This window comes from Natronoarchaeum mannanilyticum, from assembly GCF_039522665.1.
GTDB classification, from domain to species: Archaea; Halobacteriota; Halobacteria; order Halobacteriales; family Natronoarchaeaceae; genus Natronoarchaeum; species Natronoarchaeum mannanilyticum.
Genome location: NZ_BAAADV010000001.1, coordinates 908,491 through 928,340, shown reverse-complemented (window position 1 = coordinate 928,340; position 19,850 = coordinate 908,491). Strand labels below are relative to the sequence as shown.

Sequence of the window (19,850 nt, the reverse complement as noted above, 5' to 3'; positions counted from 1 at the left end):
AACGCGCTTGCGTCTCCCGGTTTGACGAACCCGTCCCGACTCTCGGAGTCGATATCTGTGTTAACTCTTCTCGTGTGTAGCGTTACCGACACCCGCAATAGATAAGTGAGATCCATGTGAATTTTGAGTAATGTGCTCGTGAGTAGCCCGGCCGCACTCGCGGTTCCGCTGCAGTTCGCCGGACAGTCGCGCGCCGAGATCTTCCAGTCCATCTTCACGGTGTTCCTGGCGCTGGGGACGCTCGTCGGCGTCGTCGTGATCGGGTACACGCTGTACAACGCCTACAGGAATCGCGACGACGGCGCCGCCGTGGATGCCGCGGACGGCGCGGCGGCGAAGAAACAACCCCGTATCGGCGAGCTGCCGTCCGGCGGCGGCGGGGGTCGGAAGCTGTTCCTCTCCTTTGCGATCAGCGCGATCATCGTCGTCGGGCTGATCATCTGGACGTACTCGGCGCTACTGTACGTCGAGGGCCAGCCCAACACCGCCGACGCCGAACAGATCAACGTCACCGGCGAGGACTTCACCTGGCAGTTCGAGTACGATAACGGCGTCACGACGGTCAACGAACTGCGCGTGCCCGCCAACGAGCGGGTCGTGCTCCGGGCGACCTCGGGCGACGTCTGGCACACCTTCGGCATCCCCGAGAAGCACGTCAAGACCGACGCTATCCCCGGCCAGACGTCGACGACGTGGTTCGACACCGGCGAAACCGGCGAGTACCGCGCCGAGTGCTTCGAGCTCTGCGGCACCGGCCACTCGGGCATGACGGCCGACGTGATCGTGATGGAACCCGAGGCCTACGAGCAGTGGCTCGCGAATCAGTCCGATAGCAGCGAAGCGGCGGCGAACGAGAGCGACGGCGCGAACGCTTCGGCGAACAGGCTCGACGCCGGGGACGCCGCGGCGTCCGGGCCAACCCCGAACGACGTCGCAGCGTCCCGGCCGGCCCCGAGCGCCGCTGCGGCGTCCGGGGCGTCCCCCCCGATCGCGGCCCGCGACCGGGGTGAGAGTCGATGAGCACCGAAGACGCCCACGAGCACCACCTCCCGCCGATGTCCTCGGTCAGGCGCTGGCTCGTCACGACGAACCACAAGGACGTCGGGATCCTCTACATCGTGACCTCGCTGTTCTTCCTGGTGGCCGGCGGGATTCTCGCGCTGCTCTTTCGGATCCAGCTGTGGTCCCCCGGCGCCTCGATCCTCTCGGCGTCGGCGTACAACCAGGCGGTCACCGTTCACGGGCTGGTGATGGTGTTCTGGTTCCTCTCGCCCTTCGCGTTCGGTTTCGCCAACTACGTCGTCCCCCTGCAGATCGGCGCGAAAGATCTGGCATTTCCTCGACTCAACGCCCTGAGCTACTGGCTCTACCTGTTCTCGGGGCTGCTCGTCCTGTCCTCGTTCTTCCAGGGCGGGGCGTTCCAGGGCGGCTGGACGATGTACGCCCCGTTGAACGTCGAGATGGCCGAGGCCACCGGCGGGCAGCTGCCGATGTTCACGCCCTCGATCGGCGGGACGATGACGATCCTGGCGCTGACGCTGTTCGTCCTGTCGGTCACCGTCGGCACGATCAACTTCCTCGTGACGATCCATCGCGGGCGCGCGGAGGGGATGGGGCTGTGGCAGCTCCCGATGTTCTCGTGGTCGATCCTGCTGACCGTCTGGATGATGCTGTTCGCGTTCGCGGCGCTTTTGGCCGCGCTGGTGATCCTGCTGTCGGACCGGATCGTCGGGACGACCTACCTCGCCGCGACGGAGTCGGGCGGCTCGCTGCTGTGGGCCCACATCTTCTGGTTCTTCGGCCACCCGGAGGTGTACATCGTGTTCTTCCCGGCGCTTGGCGTGATGTTCGAGGCGTTCCAGTCGTTCTGCGGGCGCCGGCTGGTCGGGCGCAAGTGGGTGATCCTCGCGATGATCCTCGTGGCGGTCCAGAGCTTCCTCGTCTGGATGCACCACATGTTCCTGACGACGATCAACCTGGAGATCAAGACGCTGATGATGGCCTCGACGATCGGGATCTCCCTGCCCTTCGACCTGATGGTGTTCTCGATGATCTACACGATGGCGAAGGGGAAGATCCGGGTCACGACGCCGTTCCTGTTCTCGCTGGGCGCGCTGATACTGTTCATCATCGGCGGGATCACCGGCGTCTTTCTCGGCGCGATCGTGCTCGACTACGAGTTCCGGGGCACGTACTGGGTAGTCGCGCACTTCCACTACGTGATGGTCGCGGGCGTGACGGCGCTGATCGGCGGGCTCTACTACTGGTTCCCGAAGATGACCGGGAAGATGTACGACGAGACCCTCGGAAAGGTCCACTTCGCGCTGTACTTCGTCGGGTTCAACCTGCTGTACTTCCCGATGTTCGCCGCCTGGGAGACGCCCCGGCGCGTGTTCGAGTACGCCACCGGCCTGACGCCGTGGCACCAACTCGCGACGATCGGCGGGTTCGTCCTCGGCGGCTCGTTCCTCGTGATGTTCTACAACCTGTACCACAGCTTCCTCTCGGGCGACCCCGCCGGCGACAACCCCTGGGAGTACGCCGCGACGACCGAGTGGGCGATCCCCTCGCCGCCGCCCCTGGAGAACTGGGCCGGGCGCGTCTCGTTCGCCGACGGCGGGCTCTCCTTTGTCGACGACGAGGACGATCGGGCGCGCGCGGCCGACGGGGGCGCGAGTGCCGGCGGCGATCCCTCCGCGGATGGCGGAACCGCCGTCGGCCGCCCCGCCGTCCCGACCGGCGCGACCGCGACGCCGACGCCGACCGAGACCGCCCACGGCGACGGGCCCGACCACGCGAGCATCTGGCCGCTCGGCGTCGGCGTCGGGCTGTTCTTCCTGTTCGCCGGGCTGTCGGCGTTTCGGCAGGGCGAACTCGTCCAGGACGTCTACCTCGCGCCGCTGGCGGTCGGGCTCGGCGTCACCCTCTACAGCTCCTACCAGTTCGGGATGGAGAGCTTCCACGCGCCCGAGCCGGCGATCGCCGAGCGCTGGCCGTTCGACGGCGTCGAGAAGGAGAAGCTCGGCGTCTGGTTCTTCCTCGCGTCGGACGTCGTCGTGTTCGGCGCGCTGATCGGCGCGTACCTGTTCATCCGGATCAACTACGGGTGGACCGAATGGCACTCGGTGCCGCCGAACGCCCTGCCGGGGCTGGTGAACACGCTCGTGTTGCTGACCAGCAGCTTCACCGTCGTCCTCGCGATGGTGTTCGCCGAGCGCGGGAGCAAGCGCGGGCTGGTCGCCAGCTTAGTCGCCACCGTCCTGCTGGGGCTAGTGTTCCTGGGGATCAAGGCCTGGGAGTGGTCCCACGAGTTCGCCATCGGCGTCTACCCGTGGTCGGGCATCGAGGAGTCGGTGTACTACCTCACGACCGGGATGCACGGGTTCCACGTGATCCTCGGGATGCTGGTCGCGCTGTTCATGATCTACCGCGCGGCCGGCGGGGCGTATCTCGGCGACGACGAGCCCGTCGAGTACTTCGGACTGTACTGGCACTTCGTCGACATCGTGTGGGTGCTACTGTTCCCGCTGTTCTATCTGCTGTAGGCCGCTCCGCCTTTCTCGATTTTCCTATCACGCCCAGACGAACCCGTACAGGTACGTGAAGACGAAGTAGGTGACCAGCAGCGTCACGACGACCTTGACGTGGAAGGTGAAGAGATCGTGGTTCTCCTCGTCGTAGATCGCCTCGTAGCGCTCGCGCTCCGCGTCGCTGCACGCGTCGGGGTGGGCCTCGCCGAGGTGGAGCGCGTACAGGCGCTCGTCTCGAAACGGCCGGTCGCAGTAGCGACACCGCGCCGCGGGCTGTTCTCCCTCGGGCACCGCGACGGTCGGCTCGGGCGCAGACGCGGTCCCGGCGGCACTGGAAGATACCTGCGCCGCGGCGTCGTCGGACGCCGCGGGCGTTCCGGCGTCGTTCGTCGGTGCGGACATGGCGCGGTCGATTATCGTGTGATTCGTTCCCTCTTACCAAATGTGTTACCCCCGGACTCACCGCAGACGCGGGATGTAGTCCGGGCGCGTGGCACCAGCAGATTATTTATGCTCTCGAAATCAGCCGGAATTATGGCGCGGGAGAAATTCCGGAAGTTCGTCCTCGCGAGTATCGCTTTCACCGCGTCCGTGGCTCTCATACCGTGGGTGGTGAATGCGTTCTCCGAGTTCTACCTGAGAGTGCTCTCCGGCCTCGCAGTGGCCGTTCTCGTACCCCTCATCGTGTTCCGGCTCGGGGAACGAGCGTACGAGACGCACGAGTTCGTCGCTCGATTCCTCACGACTGCGGTGCTCGTCTCCATCCCCCTCGTCGCCCTTTCGATCGTTCTCGGAAATATCCTCCTCCCGCCGTTCTCGCGGTTGCAGGTGCTCGTCGTTCTCGCCGTCCTGCCCGCATCCGCGGTGGTGGCGGCGCTGGCCGTGGCGTTCGACGTCGACGGGAAGTTCGGCGTCGCGTAGCCTCGATCACCCCTGCACGAACGGCGTCGTCCCGGTCGGCATCGACAGCAGCCACAGCGACAGCATCGTGTAGGCGACCATCACGGCGACGAAGGGGATCTGGCTGCGGATCGCCTGCAGGCGCCCGGGGAACAGGTCGAAGGAGGTCGCGTGGGCCGCCCAGACCGCCAGCACGTGTCCCGCGAGCACGAAGGCGATGTCGAGCGTGCCGAACCAGCCCGGCAGCACCAGCCGGGTGAACGCCGGCGGCGCGGGCGGCGAGAGCGGGTTGACCAGCGCGGTCCACAGCGACGGCGTCTGCGAGACGAAGAAGGCGAAGTAGTGCGCGAGGTGGTAGCCGCCCGCGATCGCCAGCAGCGAGGGGGCGAAGCGCAGCGCGAGGTAGCGAGCCGTGAGGTACGTCGTCGCGCGCTCGCGCGAACGGCGGGCCGCCAGCAGGTACGCGCCCAAGAATAGCGCGAAGCCGGCGAGCAGGAGCAGCAAGTACGCGACGACCGGCGGGAGGCCGACGCCGACCAGCGCCTCGACGACCGTCTCGCCCGGCGGCGTCACGACGAACCCGCTCAGGGTTAGCTCCCAGACCAGCAACACGACGAAGGCGACGTCCGAGAGGTCGGTGACGAGATCGGCCTCGCGGAGCCGCGATCCGGGCGGGCGCAGCGACCAGCCCTCGCCCGTGCGCTGGAGCGGCCCGACGGCTCCGTAGAACCGGAACCACGTCGAGACGGGGTCGCCGTTCCGGACCCAGGCGTCGGGCCCGACCGCGACGGCGCCCGCGACCGCGAACGCCGAGTAGCCCAGCACGGCCCAGGCGAGCGTCGCGGGGGACTGCGTCAGCGGTGTCACGATCTCGACGTAGATTAGCGCCAGCAGCGCGGCGACCGCGGGCCAGCGCTTCCAGTCGGCGGGGTACTCGACGAAGCCGTGGGGAAGCGCGGCGGCGACGCGACGCCACGGATCGATCGCCGGCCAGGGGTTCCCGACGGCGTACGCGACCATCGTCAGCCCGGCGCGCGCGCCGACGAACACGACCAGCACGGCGAAGCTCGCGCTCCCGAGCTGCGGGCCGGTGAAGCCGGTGTAGACGACCAGCGCCAGCACGATCGCGGTGACCGCTGCGCCCAGTCTGCCGAGCCATTTCCGAACCGCCTCGGGTTCCGGCAGCGTCAGCGACCAGCTGTGGATCTCCTCCAGGAACGCCCGATCGGTCACGAGCATCGAGAGCATCCCCGAGGCCGCGATGACCGCCCCGCCGGTCAGCAAGAACAGCCACGTCGGCACCGTCACGGTGCCGCTGCCGCCCTGCAGGCCGCTGACGACGTTGCTCGCCGCCGCGACGTCGCTGCCGACGGCGACGCCGACCGTCAGCGCCAGCGCGGCCGTCGCTACGGCGCGGCGTCCGCGCAGTGAGCCCGCTGTCATTCTCGTCTGCACCGTGCCGGCCGAGCATCATCATCCTGTCGTCTGCTCCGCTCGATCCGGCGGCACGACGGCGGTTGCTCCGCGGTAGCGTGCGTGTTATTCACAGGCGAATCTATAAGTTTCGGGCGACCCAGATGGATAGTGATGGCGTCGCTCCGGACGTACTTCGCGATCTACGTCGTGCTGATGGCGCTGGCGATCTCGAAGTTCGCGTTCTTCGAAGTCGCCTTCCTGAGCTACCAGCAGGCGATCGCCGCGACGTTCGTCGCCGCCGCGATCAAGATCGGCCTGATCGCGGGCTACTTCCAGCACCTGCGCGAGGAGCCCCGACCGGTGACCTACGTGATGCTCACCGGCCTCTTTATGGTGCTCTTGCTCGCCGGCGCGGCGACGTTCTCGGTCTGGAGCTGACTCCCGATTTCGGCCAGTCACGACGGCCGACCGCCGATCGCCCCGCCGATCGCCGGCCCCCAGTACAGCCCCGCCGCCGACAGGAGGTACGCCAGCGTCGCGACGTCGAGCGAGAGAGCGTACGCCGCGTTCGCGGCGCCGGTGCCCGCGATGCCCGCGATCAGCGCGGCGACCAGCGGGAGGCTACAGCTCGCGCAGGCCGCCAGTCCGACCAGTCCGGACAGCGCCGCGCCGCTGGCGTCGAGCACCGCGGCGTACACCAGGTACGACAGCGCGGCGTAGCCGATCACGACGAACGGAATCGCGGTCACCGTCAGCGCCGCGCCGCTGTACTGGAGCGTCGGGCCCCATCCCGGCGACGCCGCGATCACGCGCACGCCGCCGGCGCCGTGGCTCGCGGGGGCGACGACGTTTCCCAGCCGGGCGAGGACGAGCAGGTAGCCGGCGGCCACGGCCGCCGCCAGCACGCGGCGGCGTCGATCCGCCGACGGCGTCGAGCGCGACGCGGCCGCCCAGACGCCGACCGTGATCCAGACTACCGGGTACCAAACGTACCGGAGGCTGGTCGGGCGAGCGCTCGTCGCCGCGAAGTAGCCCGCGACCAGTATCGCCTGCGCGACGATCAGCGCCGTGACCGCTTGCACGTCTCGGCGCGCGAGCGTCGCCGCGAGGCGATGGCCCGCCGCCGGCGTCGCCTCGGCCCGTCCGCCGTCGGCTCGTCGGTCGTCGCTCGGCACGGTCAGCCCAGCACCAGGACGACGACCATCCCGAGGAGCGCGAGCCCGCCGAGCACGCCGATCCCCTCGGCGACGGCCAGCGACTCGGGCCGCCCGCGGCTCTTGGCCATCGCGTACGTCCCGACGACGAGGTACAGGCCGACGAGCGCGACGAGCGCCAGCGCGGCGACGGCACCCGCGCTGCCGGCGAGGCCGGCGACCGCGGCGATTCCCGCCCCGACGACGCCGAGCGCCGCCGCCGCGAAGCCCAGATACCAGGCGAGCGGCGTCCGCGCGAGCCGACTCAGTTGCGAGTCGGTCGTTCCCCCGGTGCTCTGCGGTCTCCGCGATTCGAACGAACCGACGGCCGCGGCGCGGTGACGTTCGTTCGTCCGGGCGAACAGGTACGCGACGACGAGCAGCGCGGCGCCGGTCGCGATCGTACTCGCGAGGTACAGCTGTGACATGATTTCACCTCGTCCGCCGGCCAGTCGGCATGGTGGGTGTTGGCACGGCGTGTGATACTAAATCCTTCACGTTCGTCCGGCATAAAATGACGTGTCCGTTCGACCGCTCCGGACGGCTGTGTCGGGTGCCGCGACGGCCTCAGAGAATCGGCTCGCTCCGGCCGTACGCCGCGATCACGACGACGGTCGTGTGTCTGTCCTCCGCGACGTCGGCGCTGACGACCTGATACTCCGGTTCGCCGAACGCCCAGTCGCGGAGCTCCTGGCCGGCTTCGAGCCCTTCGATCACGCGGCGGCTGGCCTCGTCCGGCGACGTTCGGCCGGCCGCCTCGTAGAACAGCCCCGGGCCGTCGTCGTCGCGGACCCAGCCGAGCCCCGCGCTGACGGTGTCGGCGGCCGTCGCGTCCGCGGCCGGTGGCGCCGTCGCGCGCCCTTCGACGACGGTGAGACGCTCGCCCGCGGGGCCGAGGTCCGGCGCGGTCCCGACGGGGTCGATCTCCGCGCCCGCGGGGACGATCGAGGAGACCGAGACGAGGTTGTAGTTCTCGATCCCGGCGTCGGCCAGCGCGGCGTCGTACGACGCCATCTCGGTGGGGCCCTCGCCGGTCCCCCAGACGATCCGAATCGGTTCCATACCCGGACAAGTGCGCGCGCGGGATAATGCGTTACGAATCGGCCGGGCGGAACCGTCGGGACGCTGTCGTCGCGGCGGTGAGCCGGCGCTCCGCGACGGTGGGAATGGCGTCGGGCGACGGATGCGGGCGAGAAAAGTGGCGAGCAGCCCCGTCAGCGCGGACGAACGCCGTCGTCAGTACGCGTAGTCGGCGTAGCCGGCCGAGGCGATCTGATCGCCGGCTTCGTCGTCCTCTTCGAGTTTCTCCATGGCCTCCTCGAAGTCCTGCATCCGAACCTCGGTGCGGCCCTCGCGGATGGCGAACATCCCGGCCTCCGTCGCCAGGCTCTCCAGTTCGGCGCCGCTCTTGCCCTCGGTCCGGCTGGCCAGCGTCGTGAAGTCCAGATCGTCCGAGAGGTTCATGTCGCGGGTGTGGATCTGCAGGATCTGCTCGCGGCCGTCGAAGTCCGGTTCGGGCACCTCGATGAGGCGGTCGAACCGGCCGGGCCGGAGGATCGCGCGATCGAGCATGTCGAAGCGGTTCGTCGCCGCGATGATCCGCACCTCGCCGCGGGTCTCGAAGCCGTCCATCTCCGAGAGCAGCTGCATCATCGTCCGCTGGACCTCGGCGTCGCCGGAGGTCTTGGACTCGGTGCGCTTGGCGGCGATCGCGTCGATCTCGTCGATGAAGATGATCGACGGCTCGCGCTCGGTCGCCAGCTCGAAGAGGTCCCGGACCAGCCGGGAGCCCTCGCCGATGAACTTCCGGACGAGCTCGGAGCCGGCCATCTTGATGAACGTCGCGTCGGTCTCGTTGGCGACGGCCTTCGCGAGCATCGTCTTGCCGGTGCCCGGCGGCCCGTGCAGCAGGACGCCGCTGGGCGGGTCGATACCGGCCTCCTCGAAGCGCTCGGGCTCGACCAGCGGCTGCTCGACGGCCTCCCGGACCTCCCGGATCTGCTCGTCGATGCCGCCGATGTCGGCGTAGGTGACGTCGGGCGACTCGTCGACCTCCATCGCCTGGGCCCGCGCGTCGGTCTCCTGGTCGAGCGTCGTCTGGATGCTAAAGGAATCGTTGACCGCGACGCGGTCGCCTGCCTCCAGGTCGTCGGCCAGCGACGGCGACACCTCGGTCAGCACCTCCTGGTTGTTGCCGTGCTGTTTGACGACGACCTCCTCGTCGGTCACTTCCTCGACCGTCGCGACGTACAGGGAGGAGGTTTTGAGCGCCTCGTTTTGGCGTTCGAGCTTCTCGGCTTTCTCCCTGAGTTCCTCGCGCCGGCGATCGGCGGCGTCTAGCTGTTCTGTGAGTTCCTCGTTGACGTCGAGAATGTCCGCGTAGTGCTCCCGAAGCGCCGCCAGCCGTTCCTCGTCGGTCATCTCGGGGTCGAGTTCGAGCCGGGGGCGGTCAGGAAGCGAGGGACTGTGCGCCATTGGTTACCCGTGGTAGGCCCCGGCGTAAGAAGTGCCTTTTGGGTCCGGTAGGTCTCTCCGCTCGAAGAAAAACGCCGCGACGGAAGGGGTTACCCTTCCATGCCGCCGAACGACAGGCCGCTCTCCACGTAGCGCTGGGAGAAGAAGTAGATCAGCGCCACGGGCGTCGCGTAGGTGAGCGCGTACGCCGCGAACTGCGACCACGGCGTGGCGCGCTCGTCGACGAGCGAGTACAGCCCCACCGAGAGCGGGTGGCTGTCGGCGCTCAGCATCAGCTGGGCGACGATGAACTCGTTCCATCCCGCGAGGAACGTGAAGATCAGCACCACCGCGAGGCCGGGTTTCGTCAGCGGAAGGATGACCTCCCAGACGATCCGACGACGAGAGGCGCCGTCGACCAGCGCCGCCTCGGTGTAGGACTCGGGGATGTTGTCCATGAACGTCTTCAGCAGCCAGGTGTTGAACGGCACCGCGCCGGCCGCGTAGAACATCGCGAGCGCGAGGTGGCTGTTGGTGAGGCCAGCCGCGTTGAACACCACGTACAGCGCGATCAGCGCCGCGATGTTGAGCCCGCCGCCGACCTGGGTCAGCATCACGTACCCGTACAGCAGCGGTTTCCGCCCAGTGAACTCGTGGCGCGACAGCGTGTACGCGCCGGGGACGATCAACAGGAACGAGAACACGACCGTCGGGATCGAGAGCCGGAGGCTGTTGGCGAGATTCGAGGCGAGGAAGGCGTTCCAGATCTCGCCGAACCCGGCGCCGCCACCGGGGTATCCGTCCTCGAAGAAGAAGTCAGACTCGCCCCAGAGCCACCCGTAGGATTCGAGGTTCCACTCGGCGGGTGACGCGAAGATCCCCTGACTGTAGAGGTTCGCCGCGGGCGTTCCGGCGGCGATCGAGGAGTTGATCACCCAGTACACCGGGAACATCAGCAGGACGACGAACACGAGCGCCGAGAGCGACGCCAGGGCCGTCGTCGCGACGTCTCTGTACGTAACTCGACCTTCTCGGAGGCCGATGATCGTCTTCTGTACGTCCTCCGCGACGCGAATCGGCCAGCGCAGCGTGTGGACGATGTCGTCGCGGATGTTCTGAAGGATGGATTGTCGCATGCTCATGCGTTCTGCACCCCGTCTGCGAGACGGCCTTTCTTGACGTTGATCCACATGAACATCGCGATGAAGATCAGCGCGCTAAACATGATCGCGGACGCCAGCGCCATGTTCTGTGGCGTTCGGACGAACGCCTCGCGGTATCCGTACACGAGGATCAGTTCGTTGTTTCTCGCTGGACCCCCTTCGTTGAACACGTAGGGAACCAGGAACTGCTGGAACGAGGCGGCCGCGGTCAGGATCGACGCGAACCAGACCGGCCGCTTGATCGCGGGCAGCGTCACGTGGACGAACCGGTGGAGATAGCCCGCGCCGTCGACTTTCGCCGCGTCGTGGAGCTCTCCGGAGACGTCCTGCAGCGCGCTCACGATGATGATCACCATGAACGGGTACGCGAGCCACAGCTCGGTGACCACGTAGCTGGCGAACGCCAGCCAGCGGTTTGCCAGCCACTGTATCGGTTCCGGACTCTGGCCCAACGTCTCCATGGTGTTCATGTAGAGCGTGTTCGCCAGCCCGAATCGCGCGTTGCTGAAGATGCTCCGCCAGATGGTGATCTTGAAGATCCCCGGCAGACCGAGCGGGATGATCACGATCGCGCGCATGTAGCGCTTGCCCTTGACCCGTTCGTGGGTGAGCACGAGCGCGACGAAGATGCTGAAGCCGATCTTCATCGTCATGCTACAGAACACGAACAGCCAGGTGATCCCCATCGACTGCCAGAACTGCGTCTCCTGAATCAGATTGAGGTAGTTGTCGAGGGCGATGAACGTCCAGGTGTTGTTGATGAGGTCCTCGGGAGCTTGCGCGCTAGTGAACGACAGGAAAAACAGGTAGAACAACGGGAACAGCATGAACCCGGTGTAGGCGAGAAGCCCCGGTAGCACTAACGCGCCAGCCTTGTCCTCGGAGGACGGTAGGCGGTCCTTTAACCAGGATCTATCGATGGAATCGCTAGACAGGCTCATAAAAAATTTCTGGTGGCTGGGTTACTCTTCCCAGTTGCTACGGACTGTCTCGGCCGCCTCATCGAATCGGGAGTCGATGTCGGCGTCGTCCTGTAGCACTGCGTTCATGGCGTCCTCGGTGGGCGTCCAGACCGACCCCATCTTGGGGTGGTTCGGCATCGCGATCCCGCCCTCGTAGGAGCCCTTGAACCCGGCGACCTGATCGCCGAGATCCTCGGCCGAGATCGAGTTCAGCACCGGGACGTCGCTGTGAGCGTCGGCGTAGGCTCTCTGGCGCTCCTCGCTTTGCGAGATCCACTTGGCGTAGTCCAGCGCGGACTCGCGGCGGTCCTCGTCGTCGGCCATGCGGGTCGTGAAGTACCACATCGAGGTACCCGTGTACGGCGACGGCGTGTTGCCGTCGACGGTCGGGAACGAGGTGACGCCGACGTTGATGCCGTTGTCCTCGAACGTCGCGATGGACCAGGGACCGTTGACCGCGAACGGTGCGCTTCCGTTCTGGAAGATCGCCTGCTGCGGGCCGGGGTTGGTGTCGGCCGGCACGTACGGCCAGATGCTGTCGCGGACGAACTCCATCCCGCGTTTGGTCTCGTCGAGGTCCAGCCCGGTCACGCCCTCGCCGTCCTCGTTGACCTGGAAGTAGTAGCCGCCGAAGGCGTGCATCCAGGCGCTGACGAAGTACGCGTCGATCGGGTGCGAGAGGCCGTACTGTCCGTTGCTCGGGTCGTGGTACTCCTCCATGGTCGACTCCATCTCCGCGTACGTCTCGGGCGGAGAGTCGACCATGTCCTTGTTGTACAGCAGCGTCACTGTCTCGCCGCCGACCGGGAGCCCGACGACGGCGTCGTCGGCGCCGACCGTGATCGCCTGCACGGCAGCTTGGCTGAACGTGTCCTCGAGGTTGAAGTCGATGTCGTCGCTGGCGTCGTACAGGAAGTCGCGCTGGTAGTGGTTGCCAGCCCAGTCCTGCGCCCAGCGGTACATCTCGGGGCCGTCGCCGGTGGGGAGCGTGGTCTCGACGTTGTTACGGAGGTCGCCGTTCTCCTCGGCGACGATCTCGGCGTCGTTCTCGTCGTTGTAGATGCTGAGGCTCTCCTCGAACGTCTCCGTCTCCGACTCGGTCATCGCGTGCCAGAGCATCGCGTCGCCCTGGTTTCCGCCGCCGCCGCCGCCGCCGAGGAAGCCGAGACAGCCCGACAGGGTGCTTGCTGCTGCAATACCACTCGCGCCTTTCAGTACGCTGCGTCTATCCATTGGCATGGATGAATTGATGATGAATAATGTCCTCGTGTATTTAATGGTTTGGGTTATCGTTTCGCCGCCGAACTGATCTACCGTTGATATGAGTCCCCGCTTGAACTATCCGAGTAATTGGAAGACGTCATATATAACACTATCTATAATGCTAGAATCCCCGCGATCTCTCGCGGTGATCACGATCTACTACGACCCGTGTGATCGATACTCCTTATTATTTTCGTGTAACCCATGGTGCTCTCGCGCGCGTACTGCTTGCGATCGCAACACTTCACAGCTACCGTCACGCGAGATGTTCCCGCGCGTCGGGACAGCTGCGCCGCTGTGTACCACCGTGTGCCACGGTACCACTCGTCTGCAGTCACGTACGATGAATTCGTTCCTCTCAGCTTGATTCGTTTGGGCAAGAGTTATACGGTTTGATACCACGAAAAATAATAATGGCAAGTATCACGGTCCAGGACCTGCGCAAGGAGTACGACGCCGGGAGCATCGTGGCGGTCGACGACCTGTCGCTAGAGATCGCGGACGAGGAGTTCGTCACCGTCGTCGGCCCCTCCGGCTGCGGGAAGACGACAACCCTGCGGATGCTCGCCGGACTCGAACGCGCCACGTCCGGCACGATCCACATCGGCGACGAGGACGTCACGGACGTCCACGCGAAGAACCGCGACATCGCGATGGTGTTCCAGAACTACGCGCTGTACCCCCACAAGACGGTGTTCGAGAACATGGAGTTCGGCCTCCGGATGAGCACCGACCTGGGTCCAGACGAACGCCGCGAGCGCGTCCGCCAGGCCGCCGAGATGATGGACATCGAGGAGCTGCTCGCCGACAAGCCGGACGAGCTCTCGGGCGGACAGAAACAGCGCGTCGCGCTCGGCCGGGCGATCGTCCGCGAGCCCGAAGTGTTCCTCTTCGACGAACCGCTCTCGAACCTCGACGCCAAGCTCCGAACGACGATGCGCACTGAGATCCAGCGCCTGCAGAACAAGCTCGGCGTCACCTCCGTCTACGTCACCCACGATCAGGAGGAGGCGATGACGATGGGCGACCGTATCGTGATCCTCAACGACGGCAAACTCCAGCAGGTCGGCAGGCCCAAAGAGGTGTACGAGAACCCCGTCAACGAGTTCGTCGGCGGCTTCATCGGCTCGCCGAGCATGAACTTCATCGACGTCGAGGCGTCCGCGACGGACGACGGCGTCCAGTTGTCGTCCGTCGACGGGCGCTTCCAGTACCACCTCAGCTCCGAGTACGTTCAGGGGCTCGAGCAGGATCTCTCCGGCCAGCGGTTCACCATGGGTGTTCGCCCGGAGAACGTCTACCCGACGCGCTCGGGCAGCAACAAGTCCTTCACGGCGACCGTCGAGGTGCTCGAACCGGTCGGTAGCGACAACTACCTCCACCTCGACATCGCCGACGACTTCATCGCGCGTGTCGATGCCGACGTGGAACCGGAGGACGGCGATTCGATCGAGCTCACGTTCGACGAGAACCACGTCCACCTGTTCTCGCCGGACACGGGCGTGGACGTGCTGTCGGCCGAGGCGACCCGCGCGGCGCCCGCAGCGTCGGACTGACGCGCTCGCGCCGTCGCACTGACGCATCTGACGACCGTTCTTCTGCCATTCTTTTGTCGCTTCTTCGGAGCCGCCGGCTCGTCGCTCGGCGTTCGAGGTCGTCGGCTCGTCGCTCGGCGTTCGAGGTCGTCGGCTCGCTCTCCGCAGTCGAAAAGCGGGCGCTGTCGCGAGCGAGCGCCAAAAAACGGGTATCGGCTCAGTCGTCGGCGACGACCGGCTCCTCGTCGGCGATCGGGCCGCGGGTCCGCAGTTCGGTGTCGGTCGCAAGTCGGAGCGCGTGGGGCCATCCGAGCGGCGTCGCGCTGTCGGGCGTGCCGTCGTCGAACATCTGCTCGGGCAGGTAACCGCTGTCGAGACACAGCGGGCCGCCGGGCGCGATGATATCGAGCAGCTCGACCGCCCGATCGTACGCGTCGGCGGCCTCCTCGCGGTCGTACTCGGCCAGCAGCGCGCCGAGCTTCGTCGCGGCGTTCGCCGCCCACGCCGTCGACACCGTCCAGATCTTCTCGTCGGCCTGCTCGCGTCGGCGCCAGGGGTCCTCCTCGAATCGGACGACGCCACGGACGTCGCTGTCCTCGGGATCGCGGGACAGCCCGTCGATCGTCGTCTCGACGTGGCTGACCAGGCGGTCGAGTCGCTCGTCGTCGATCTCGGCGACCGCCGCGTACTCGCGGTGGGCGTCGGCCAGCGCGAGCGCGCTGGAGTCGAGTCGCTCGTCGAGTTCGCCGTCCTCGATCCGGAGCGCGTACGCGCCCCGATCGTCCATCCACAGCTCGTCGACGCTCTCGTAGACGTCGCTCGCGCCCGCGAGGGCGCGTTCAGCGAGCTCGTCGTCGACGGGCGCTCGGGCGATCGCCGCGTAGGCGTGCAGGAACGTCGCCGTCGTGTGGGCGAACCGGCCGGTCATGTTCTCCCAGGCGTTCTGGGCCGTCTCGGGCAGGCCGTCGTCGTCGGTCGTCGCGGCCAGCCCGTCGAGCGCGTCCGCGATCGTCGCCTCGATCGCCGCTGGGTCCTCGGGTTCGCCGACCCGGAGGTACGTCGCCAGGAACGCCGCGACGCTGCCGGTCTGGTCGGCCTGATAGTCGGCGCCGTCGGTCGCCTCGAGGCGGCCGTGGGCCCACCCCGGCGCGAGGCTGCCGTCGTCGGGCCACACGCGGTGGGGCCAGGTGCCGTCGGGCTGCTGGGTCCGGGCGTAGAACTGCGCGCTGGCCTCGTGGAACCCTGAGAGATCGAGGCCGGTCCGCTCGTCGGCCTCCAGCAGGAACCGCGAGATCTCGGCGTCGTCGCGGAACCAGGTGTAGCCGTACCCGCCCGAGTACGCGTACGTCGGGTCGAAGTCGGGGCCGGCGATCCGCGCGCCGGTCTGGCACGACAGCAGAGAGAGCACGCGAAGGTCGTCGGTCGCCCCTCCGTCGCCCGACAGGCCGGTGTCCCAGTCGGGAAGCTGGCGCGCGCCGGCCGTCGCGATCGCGTCGGCGTCGTGGTCGGTCGCCAGCGAGCGCGTCCGATCGAGCGCTTCGGCGCGGTCGATCTCGTCGACCGCGGTCAGCAGCGACGCGAACGTTACCGCGCCGTCGTCGAGCGGGGCGACGCCGTACACCGTCCCGCCGAGCTTGTTCTCCTCGTAGCGGCCGTCGTCGACGTCCCGGGGGAACTCGACCGGGTCGCCGTCGGCCAGTACCTCGTCGATCTGCTCGGGAACTTGTCCGGAGAGCTCCTCGAAGCCGGTCGACGCGGCGAAGTAGTCGTGCTCGCGCCGGTGGAAGACCTCGACCGCGTCGCCGTGGTCGAGCTGCGCGAGCTGGGTGCCGGTGTCGTCCGGCGAGAACGTCGCCGAGACGCAGACCGCGTCGGCCTCGCCCTCGACGCGCACGTTCGTGACGTGGCCGTCGCCGAGCGTCAGATCCCGCTGGACGACCGTCGAATCGCCGACGGACCGTTCGGTCTCGACGATCGCCGTGTCCTCGACGTAGGACTGTCGCTCTGCGTCGTACTCGTCGAACCAGCGGATCTCGTCGTCGACCCGCAGTCCGAAGCGCAGGTGTTCGATGCCGCCGTACCCGGTCAGAGGATACGAGAAATCGCGGAGCGAGCCGTCGGGCCCGACGTGCACGAGGCGATCGTCGAGACCCGAGAAGATGCCGGCAGTCGAACGGCGTTCCCCCGGGAACGCCGTCTCGCTGCCACGCCGCTCTTTGTAGTCCCGTAGCGCTGTCCGCAGTTTCATCGTTCCGACACAGTGGACCGTCGGATATAAACATTGTTGAAATACTAATTCACGGTTTATTGCACGCCGATCGGCAGGTAGGACTGTCTCGGGACGCCGTTAGTCCGCCGTCAGCGTCGCTTCTCGTCCAAGCGCGTCCTCGCGGCTTCGGTCCTTGCCATTTATTATTGCCCGCGAGCAAGAGTGATGTAGTCAATAATCATGGATGAAAGGGGCCTCGCCGATCTGCTGTCCCAGTTCGGCCTCTCGGAGAAGGAGATCGACACGTATCTGGCGATTCTGAACAGAGGAGAAGCCAAGGCGAGCGAAGTCGCGAACGACGCCGACGTCTCCAAGCGCTACGTCTACAGCATCAGCGAGGAGTTAGAGGAGCGCGGCTTCGTCGAGGTCAACGATCACTCGGTGCCGACGATGATCAAGGCCCGGCCGCCGTCGGAGGTGATCGAGCGGCTCAACGGGACGATCGAGACGATGGAGCCCGAACTCGAACGTCGCTACACCAGCACCGACGACGAGATCGAGCAGTTCGAGGTGATCAAGTCCCGGCCGACCGTGCTCAAGCGCATCGAGCGGCTCCTCGAGAGCGCCGACGAGGAAGTGACGCTGACGCTGCCGGCGTCGCTGCTGACGCGGATCCAGCCGACGCTGCGCGAGACGCTCGACCGCGGCGTGCTCGTCCTGCTGTTGCTCAGCGGCCCCGAAGCGGAGAACTATCCCATCGAGCAGCTCGACGGCGTCGCCAGCGCGGTCAGGGTGTGGCACGCGCGCGCGCCGCTGATGCTGACGGTCGATCGCTCGCTCGGCCTGATCGCGCCCAACGACATGCTGACCCAGTCCAACAGCGACTCGAACGCCATCTCGCTGGCCCAGCGCCAGCTCGTCCCGGTGCTGATCGGCTCGTTCCTCGGCAACTACTGGCCGGTCGCCGAGGAGCTCCACGTCGAGCGCGCCCGCGAACTGCCCCTGTCCACGCCGGACTTCCGGAACGCCGTCCTGCAGGTCGCGCTCCACATGCAGCAGGGACAGGACGTCGTCGCGACCGTGCGCGGACGGCCGGTCGCGACCGAGAACGGCGAGGAGACGATCGAGGGCGAGGTTGTCGGCGTCCGGCAGGGGCTGGTCAAGCCCGCGACCAACTCGTTCCCCGTCGAGAACGCCTTCACGATCGACACCGGCAACCGCCGGTTCACCATCGGCGGCGAGGGCGCGTTCGTCGAGGACTTCGAGGCGTTCGAGGTCACCCTGGAGCGACCGGACGAGCAGGACGCCGACGCGTAAGTTCGCGCCGGGCGGTCGCCGAACGCAGCCCTCTCAGAGTAGCTCGGCCATCTCGTCGAGTCGGTCGTCGTACGTCGACAGCGCCGACTCGATCGGATCGGGCGAGCGCATGTCGACGCCGGCGTCCTCGAGCAGCTCCAGCGGGTACTCCCGCGAGCCGCGCTTGAGGAACTCCAGATACTGCTCGGCCGACTCATCGCCGTCCGCGAGGATGTCGTTGGCCAGCGCCACCGCCGCGCTGATGCCGGTGCTGTACTGGTAGACGTAGTACGCCCGGTAGAAGTGCGGGATGCGCATCCACTCGCGGTCGATCCGGTCGTCGAACGCGGCCGGCTCGTAGAACCGCTCTTTGAGCTCGCGGTACAGCTCGTCGAGTCGGTCGGGCGTGAGAGCGCCGCCCTCTTCGACGATCTCGTGGGCGCGGTGCTCGAACTCGGCGAACATCGTCTGGCGGTACAGCGTCGACCGGAACCGCTCCAGGTACTCGTTGAGGACGTGGCGTCGGAACGTCGGGTCGTCGACGGTCTCTAAGAGGTGCTCGGTCAGCAGCGCCTCGTTGACGGTGCTGGCGACCTCGGCGGTGAAGATCTCGTAGTCGCTGTACACGTAGGGCTGGTGCTCGCTGGTGTACTGGGAGTGCAGCGAGTGGCCCAGCTCGTGGGCTAGCGTGTACATCGACGCCACGTCGTCCTGGTAGTTCATCAGGATGAACGGCTGAGTGTCGTACGTGCCGCCGGAGTACGCGCCCGACTGCTTGCCCCGGTTCTCGTAGACGTCGACCCACCGCGAATCCAGCCCCTCGTCGACCCGGGCCCGGTAGTCGTCGCCGAGCGCGCCGACGGCTTCGACGACGTGCTCGCGGGCCTCCTCGTAAGGGACCTCCGGGCTCTCGGTCTCGGTCATCGGCATGTACAGGTCCCACATCCGAAGCTCGTCGACGCCCAGCGCCTCCCGCTTGAGCTCCGCGTGGCGGTGGAGCTTGTCGAGGTTGTCGTCGACCGTCTCCAGGAGCGTGTCGTACACGTCCGTCGGGACGTTCGGGCCGTGCATCGCCGCCTCGCGGGCGGTGTCGTAGTTGCGCGCTCGGGCGAGCTTCACGTCGGCGGTGACGCTCTTGCGGTACGACGTCGCGACCGTGTTGCGGATATGGCCCCACTCGTCGTAGAACTGCTCGTACACCTCGCGGCGGAACTCGCGGTTCGGGCGCTTCTGGAGCTTCGTGAAGTTCGCCAGCGAGATCTCGACGGCCTCGCCGTCGGGGTCTTCGACGGTCGGGAACTCCACGTCGGCGTTCGTCAGGATGTTGTAGATCTCGCCGGGGGAGCCCGTCACCTCCGAGAGATCGGCCAGCAGCCCCTCGATCTCGGCCGAGCGGGTGTGGGGCTTCATCCGCATCACGTCGTCGACGTAGTGGCCGTACTCCTCCAGCCCCTCGGTCGACGCGATCAGCTCGTCGATCTCCTCGCGATCGAGCGCCTGCAGTTCGGGTTCGAGGAAGCTCGCCGCGCTGGACGCCTGTGCGCCCAGCGACTGGGCGCGCGTCGTCATCGCCTGGTACTCCTGGTCGCGGGTGTCCTCGTCGCGGCGCATCCGCGCGTACGCCGAGATCTGCTGGACGGATCGCATCACCGACTCGTAGAGTTCGAACAGCTCCAGCAGCGTCTCCCCGTCGCGGGTCGCTTCGCCCTCGTAGCTGGCCAGCTCCTCGATCCGTTCTTCGGTCTCCTCGTACGCCGTTTCCCAGTCCTCGTCGCTCGCGTAGATGCTCTCGAGATCCCACTTGTATTCCTCGTCGATCTCGGAGCGTTCGGGCACCGAACTCATGTGCGAACGGTTGACTGTCGCGGTGGTAAGTCTTGCTTCTCCGGCGACGTGCGGCCGAAAACGGAGTTCCGGGACGCCGCCCGA

Annotated in this window: 17 protein-coding genes; 6 read left to right on the top strand and 11 right to left on the bottom strand. The window is 66.9% G+C overall.

The window, feature by feature from the left end; all coding sequences use genetic code 11:
* The first annotated feature begins 138 nt into the window (after positions 1 to 138).
* Both coxB and ABDZ81_RS04890 read left to right on the top strand, forming a co-directional pair.
* Complete coding sequence (coxB, locus tag ABDZ81_RS04895) at positions 139 to 1,020, top strand: cytochrome c oxidase subunit II (RefSeq protein WP_343772757.1); 882 nt, start codon at positions 139 to 141, stop codon at positions 1,018 to 1,020.
* Complete coding sequence (locus tag ABDZ81_RS04890; RefSeq protein ID WP_343772756.1) at positions 1,017 to 3,545, top strand: cbb3-type cytochrome c oxidase subunit I; 2,529 nt, start codon at positions 1,017 to 1,019, stop codon at positions 3,543 to 3,545. The genes coxB and ABDZ81_RS04890 overlap by 4 nt, the downstream gene beginning before the upstream one ends.
* Positions 3,546 to 3,572: 27 nt before the next feature.
* Here ABDZ81_RS04890 and ABDZ81_RS04885 read toward each other — a convergent pair whose 3' ends face one another.
* Positions 3,573 to 3,932, bottom strand: a complete 360-nt coding sequence (locus tag ABDZ81_RS04885) for a DUF7410 domain-containing protein (RefSeq protein WP_343772755.1) — start codon at positions 3,930 to 3,932, stop codon at positions 3,573 to 3,575.
* 132 nt (positions 3,933 to 4,064) lie between these two features.
* Here ABDZ81_RS04885 and ABDZ81_RS04880 point away from each other — a divergent pair, with 132 nt between their 5' ends.
* The gene (locus tag ABDZ81_RS04880; protein WP_343772754.1) at positions 4,065 to 4,451 is read left to right on the top strand and encodes a hypothetical protein; all 387 of its coding nucleotides are present in this window, start codon (positions 4,065 to 4,067) and stop codon (positions 4,449 to 4,451) included.
* 6 nt (positions 4,452 to 4,457) lie between these two features.
* On the opposite strand, the gene ABDZ81_RS04875 is transcribed toward ABDZ81_RS04880, so the two are convergent.
* Positions 4,458 to 5,873: a hypothetical protein gene (locus tag ABDZ81_RS04875; protein WP_343772753.1), complete on the bottom strand. Its 1,416-nt coding sequence runs from the start codon at positions 5,871 to 5,873 to the stop codon at positions 4,458 to 4,460.
* Between the two features lie 144 nt (positions 5,874 to 6,017).
* Here ABDZ81_RS04875 and ABDZ81_RS04870 point away from each other — a divergent pair, with 144 nt between their 5' ends.
* Positions 6,018 to 6,284: a cytochrome C oxidase subunit IV family protein gene (locus tag ABDZ81_RS04870; RefSeq protein ID WP_343772752.1), complete on the top strand. Its 267-nt coding sequence runs from the start codon at positions 6,018 to 6,020 to the stop codon at positions 6,282 to 6,284.
* A 17-nt stretch (positions 6,285 to 6,301) separates the two neighbouring features.
* On the opposite strand, the gene ABDZ81_RS04865 is transcribed toward ABDZ81_RS04870, so the two are convergent.
* From ABDZ81_RS04865 to ABDZ81_RS04835, 7 genes are all read right to left on the bottom strand, one after another.
* A complete protein-coding gene (locus ABDZ81_RS04865; protein WP_343772751.1) occupies positions 6,302 to 7,021 on the bottom strand; it encodes a DUF7546 family protein in 720 nt (239 codons plus the stop codon).
* A gap of 2 nt (positions 7,022 to 7,023) precedes the next feature.
* Positions 7,024 to 7,467, bottom strand: a complete 444-nt coding sequence (locus tag ABDZ81_RS04860) for a hypothetical protein (RefSeq protein ID WP_343772750.1) — start codon at positions 7,465 to 7,467, stop codon at positions 7,024 to 7,026.
* Between the two features lie 139 nt (positions 7,468 to 7,606).
* A complete protein-coding gene (locus ABDZ81_RS04855; RefSeq protein ID WP_343772749.1) occupies positions 7,607 to 8,101 on the bottom strand; it encodes a pyruvoyl-dependent arginine decarboxylase in 495 nt (164 codons plus the stop codon).
* A gap of 174 nt (positions 8,102 to 8,275) precedes the next feature.
* The gene (pan2, locus tag ABDZ81_RS04850; protein WP_343772748.1) at positions 8,276 to 9,514 is read right to left on the bottom strand and encodes a proteasome-activating nucleotidase Pan2; all 1,239 of its coding nucleotides are present in this window, start codon (positions 9,512 to 9,514) and stop codon (positions 8,276 to 8,278) included.
* Between the two features lie 89 nt (positions 9,515 to 9,603).
* The gene (locus tag ABDZ81_RS04845; protein WP_343772747.1) at positions 9,604 to 10,635 is read right to left on the bottom strand and encodes a sugar ABC transporter permease; all 1,032 of its coding nucleotides are present in this window, start codon (positions 10,633 to 10,635) and stop codon (positions 9,604 to 9,606) included.
* Positions 10,632 to 11,597, bottom strand: a complete 966-nt coding sequence (locus ABDZ81_RS04840) for a carbohydrate ABC transporter permease (RefSeq protein ID WP_343772745.1) — start codon at positions 11,595 to 11,597, stop codon at positions 10,632 to 10,634. The genes ABDZ81_RS04845 and ABDZ81_RS04840 overlap by 4 nt, the downstream gene beginning before the upstream one ends.
* A 21-nt stretch (positions 11,598 to 11,618) precedes the next feature.
* Positions 11,619 to 12,851 (bottom strand): extracellular solute-binding protein, encoded by a 1,233-nt coding sequence (locus ABDZ81_RS04835; RefSeq protein WP_343772744.1) that lies wholly within the window; start codon positions 12,849 to 12,851, stop codon positions 11,619 to 11,621.
* 443 nt (positions 12,852 to 13,294) lie between these two features.
* Here ABDZ81_RS04835 and ABDZ81_RS04830 point away from each other — a divergent pair, with 443 nt between their 5' ends.
* Positions 13,295 to 14,437, top strand: a complete 1,143-nt coding sequence (locus tag ABDZ81_RS04830; protein ID WP_343772743.1) for an ABC transporter ATP-binding protein — start codon at positions 13,295 to 13,297, stop codon at positions 14,435 to 14,437.
* 196 nt (positions 14,438 to 14,633) lie between these two features.
* Here ABDZ81_RS04830 and ABDZ81_RS04825 read toward each other — a convergent pair whose 3' ends face one another.
* Complete coding sequence (locus ABDZ81_RS04825) at positions 14,634 to 16,664, bottom strand: DUF7997 domain-containing protein (protein ID WP_343772742.1); 2,031 nt, start codon at positions 16,662 to 16,664, stop codon at positions 14,634 to 14,636.
* A gap of 201 nt (positions 16,665 to 16,865) precedes the next feature.
* Here ABDZ81_RS04825 and ABDZ81_RS04820 point away from each other — a divergent pair, with 201 nt between their 5' ends.
* On the top strand, positions 16,866 to 17,942 hold the full coding sequence (locus tag ABDZ81_RS04820) for a TrmB family transcriptional regulator (RefSeq protein WP_343772741.1): 1,077 nt from the start codon (positions 16,866 to 16,868) through the stop codon (positions 17,940 to 17,942).
* 33 nt (positions 17,943 to 17,975) lie between these two features.
* On the opposite strand, the gene pepF is transcribed toward ABDZ81_RS04820, so the two are convergent.
* Positions 17,976 to 19,766: an oligoendopeptidase F gene (gene pepF, locus ABDZ81_RS04815; RefSeq protein ID WP_343772740.1), complete on the bottom strand. Its 1,791-nt coding sequence runs from the start codon at positions 19,764 to 19,766 to the stop codon at positions 17,976 to 17,978.
* Between the last annotated feature and the right edge of the window lie 84 nt (positions 19,767 to 19,850).

Excerpts from the sequence above, each read along its gene's own strand:
- ABDZ81_RS04890 (WP_343772756.1), top strand. The coding sequence starts at position 1,017 with ATGAGCACCGAAGACGCCCACGAGCACCACCTCCCGCCGATGTCCTCG.
- ABDZ81_RS04885 (WP_343772755.1), bottom strand. The coding sequence starts at position 3,932 with ATGTCCGCACCGACGAACGACGCCGGAACGCCCGCGGCGTCCGACGAC.
- ABDZ81_RS04880 (WP_343772754.1), top strand. The coding sequence starts at position 4,065 with ATGGCGCGGGAGAAATTCCGGAAGTTCGTCCTCGCGAGTATCGCTTTC.
- ABDZ81_RS04875 (WP_343772753.1), bottom strand. The coding sequence starts at position 5,873 with ATGACAGCGGGCTCACTGCGCGGACGCCGCGCCGTAGCGACGGCCGCG.
- ABDZ81_RS04870 (WP_343772752.1), top strand. The coding sequence starts at position 6,018 with ATGGCGTCGCTCCGGACGTACTTCGCGATCTACGTCGTGCTGATGGCG.
- ABDZ81_RS04860 (WP_343772750.1), bottom strand. The coding sequence starts at position 7,467 with ATGTCACAGCTGTACCTCGCGAGTACGATCGCGACCGGCGCCGCGCTG.
- ABDZ81_RS04855 (WP_343772749.1), bottom strand. The coding sequence starts at position 8,101 with ATGGAACCGATTCGGATCGTCTGGGGGACCGGCGAGGGCCCCACCGAG.
- pan2 (WP_343772748.1), bottom strand. The coding sequence starts at position 9,514 with ATGGCGCACAGTCCCTCGCTTCCTGACCGCCCCCGGCTCGAACTCGAC.
- ABDZ81_RS04845 (WP_343772747.1), bottom strand. The coding sequence starts at position 10,635 with ATGAGCATGCGACAATCCATCCTTCAGAACATCCGCGACGACATCGTC.
- ABDZ81_RS04840 (WP_343772745.1), bottom strand. The coding sequence starts at position 11,597 with ATGAGCCTGTCTAGCGATTCCATCGATAGATCCTGGTTAAAGGACCGC.
- ABDZ81_RS04835 (WP_343772744.1), bottom strand. The coding sequence starts at position 12,851 with ATGGATAGACGCAGCGTACTGAAAGGCGCGAGTGGTATTGCAGCAGCA.
- ABDZ81_RS04830 (WP_343772743.1), top strand. The coding sequence starts at position 13,295 with ATGGCAAGTATCACGGTCCAGGACCTGCGCAAGGAGTACGACGCCGGG.
- ABDZ81_RS04825 (WP_343772742.1), bottom strand. The coding sequence starts at position 16,664 with ATGAAACTGCGGACAGCGCTACGGGACTACAAAGAGCGGCGTGGCAGC.
- ABDZ81_RS04820 (WP_343772741.1), top strand. The coding sequence starts at position 16,866 with ATGGATGAAAGGGGCCTCGCCGATCTGCTGTCCCAGTTCGGCCTCTCG.
- pepF (WP_343772740.1), bottom strand. The coding sequence starts at position 19,766 with ATGAGTTCGGTGCCCGAACGCTCCGAGATCGACGAGGAATACAAGTGG.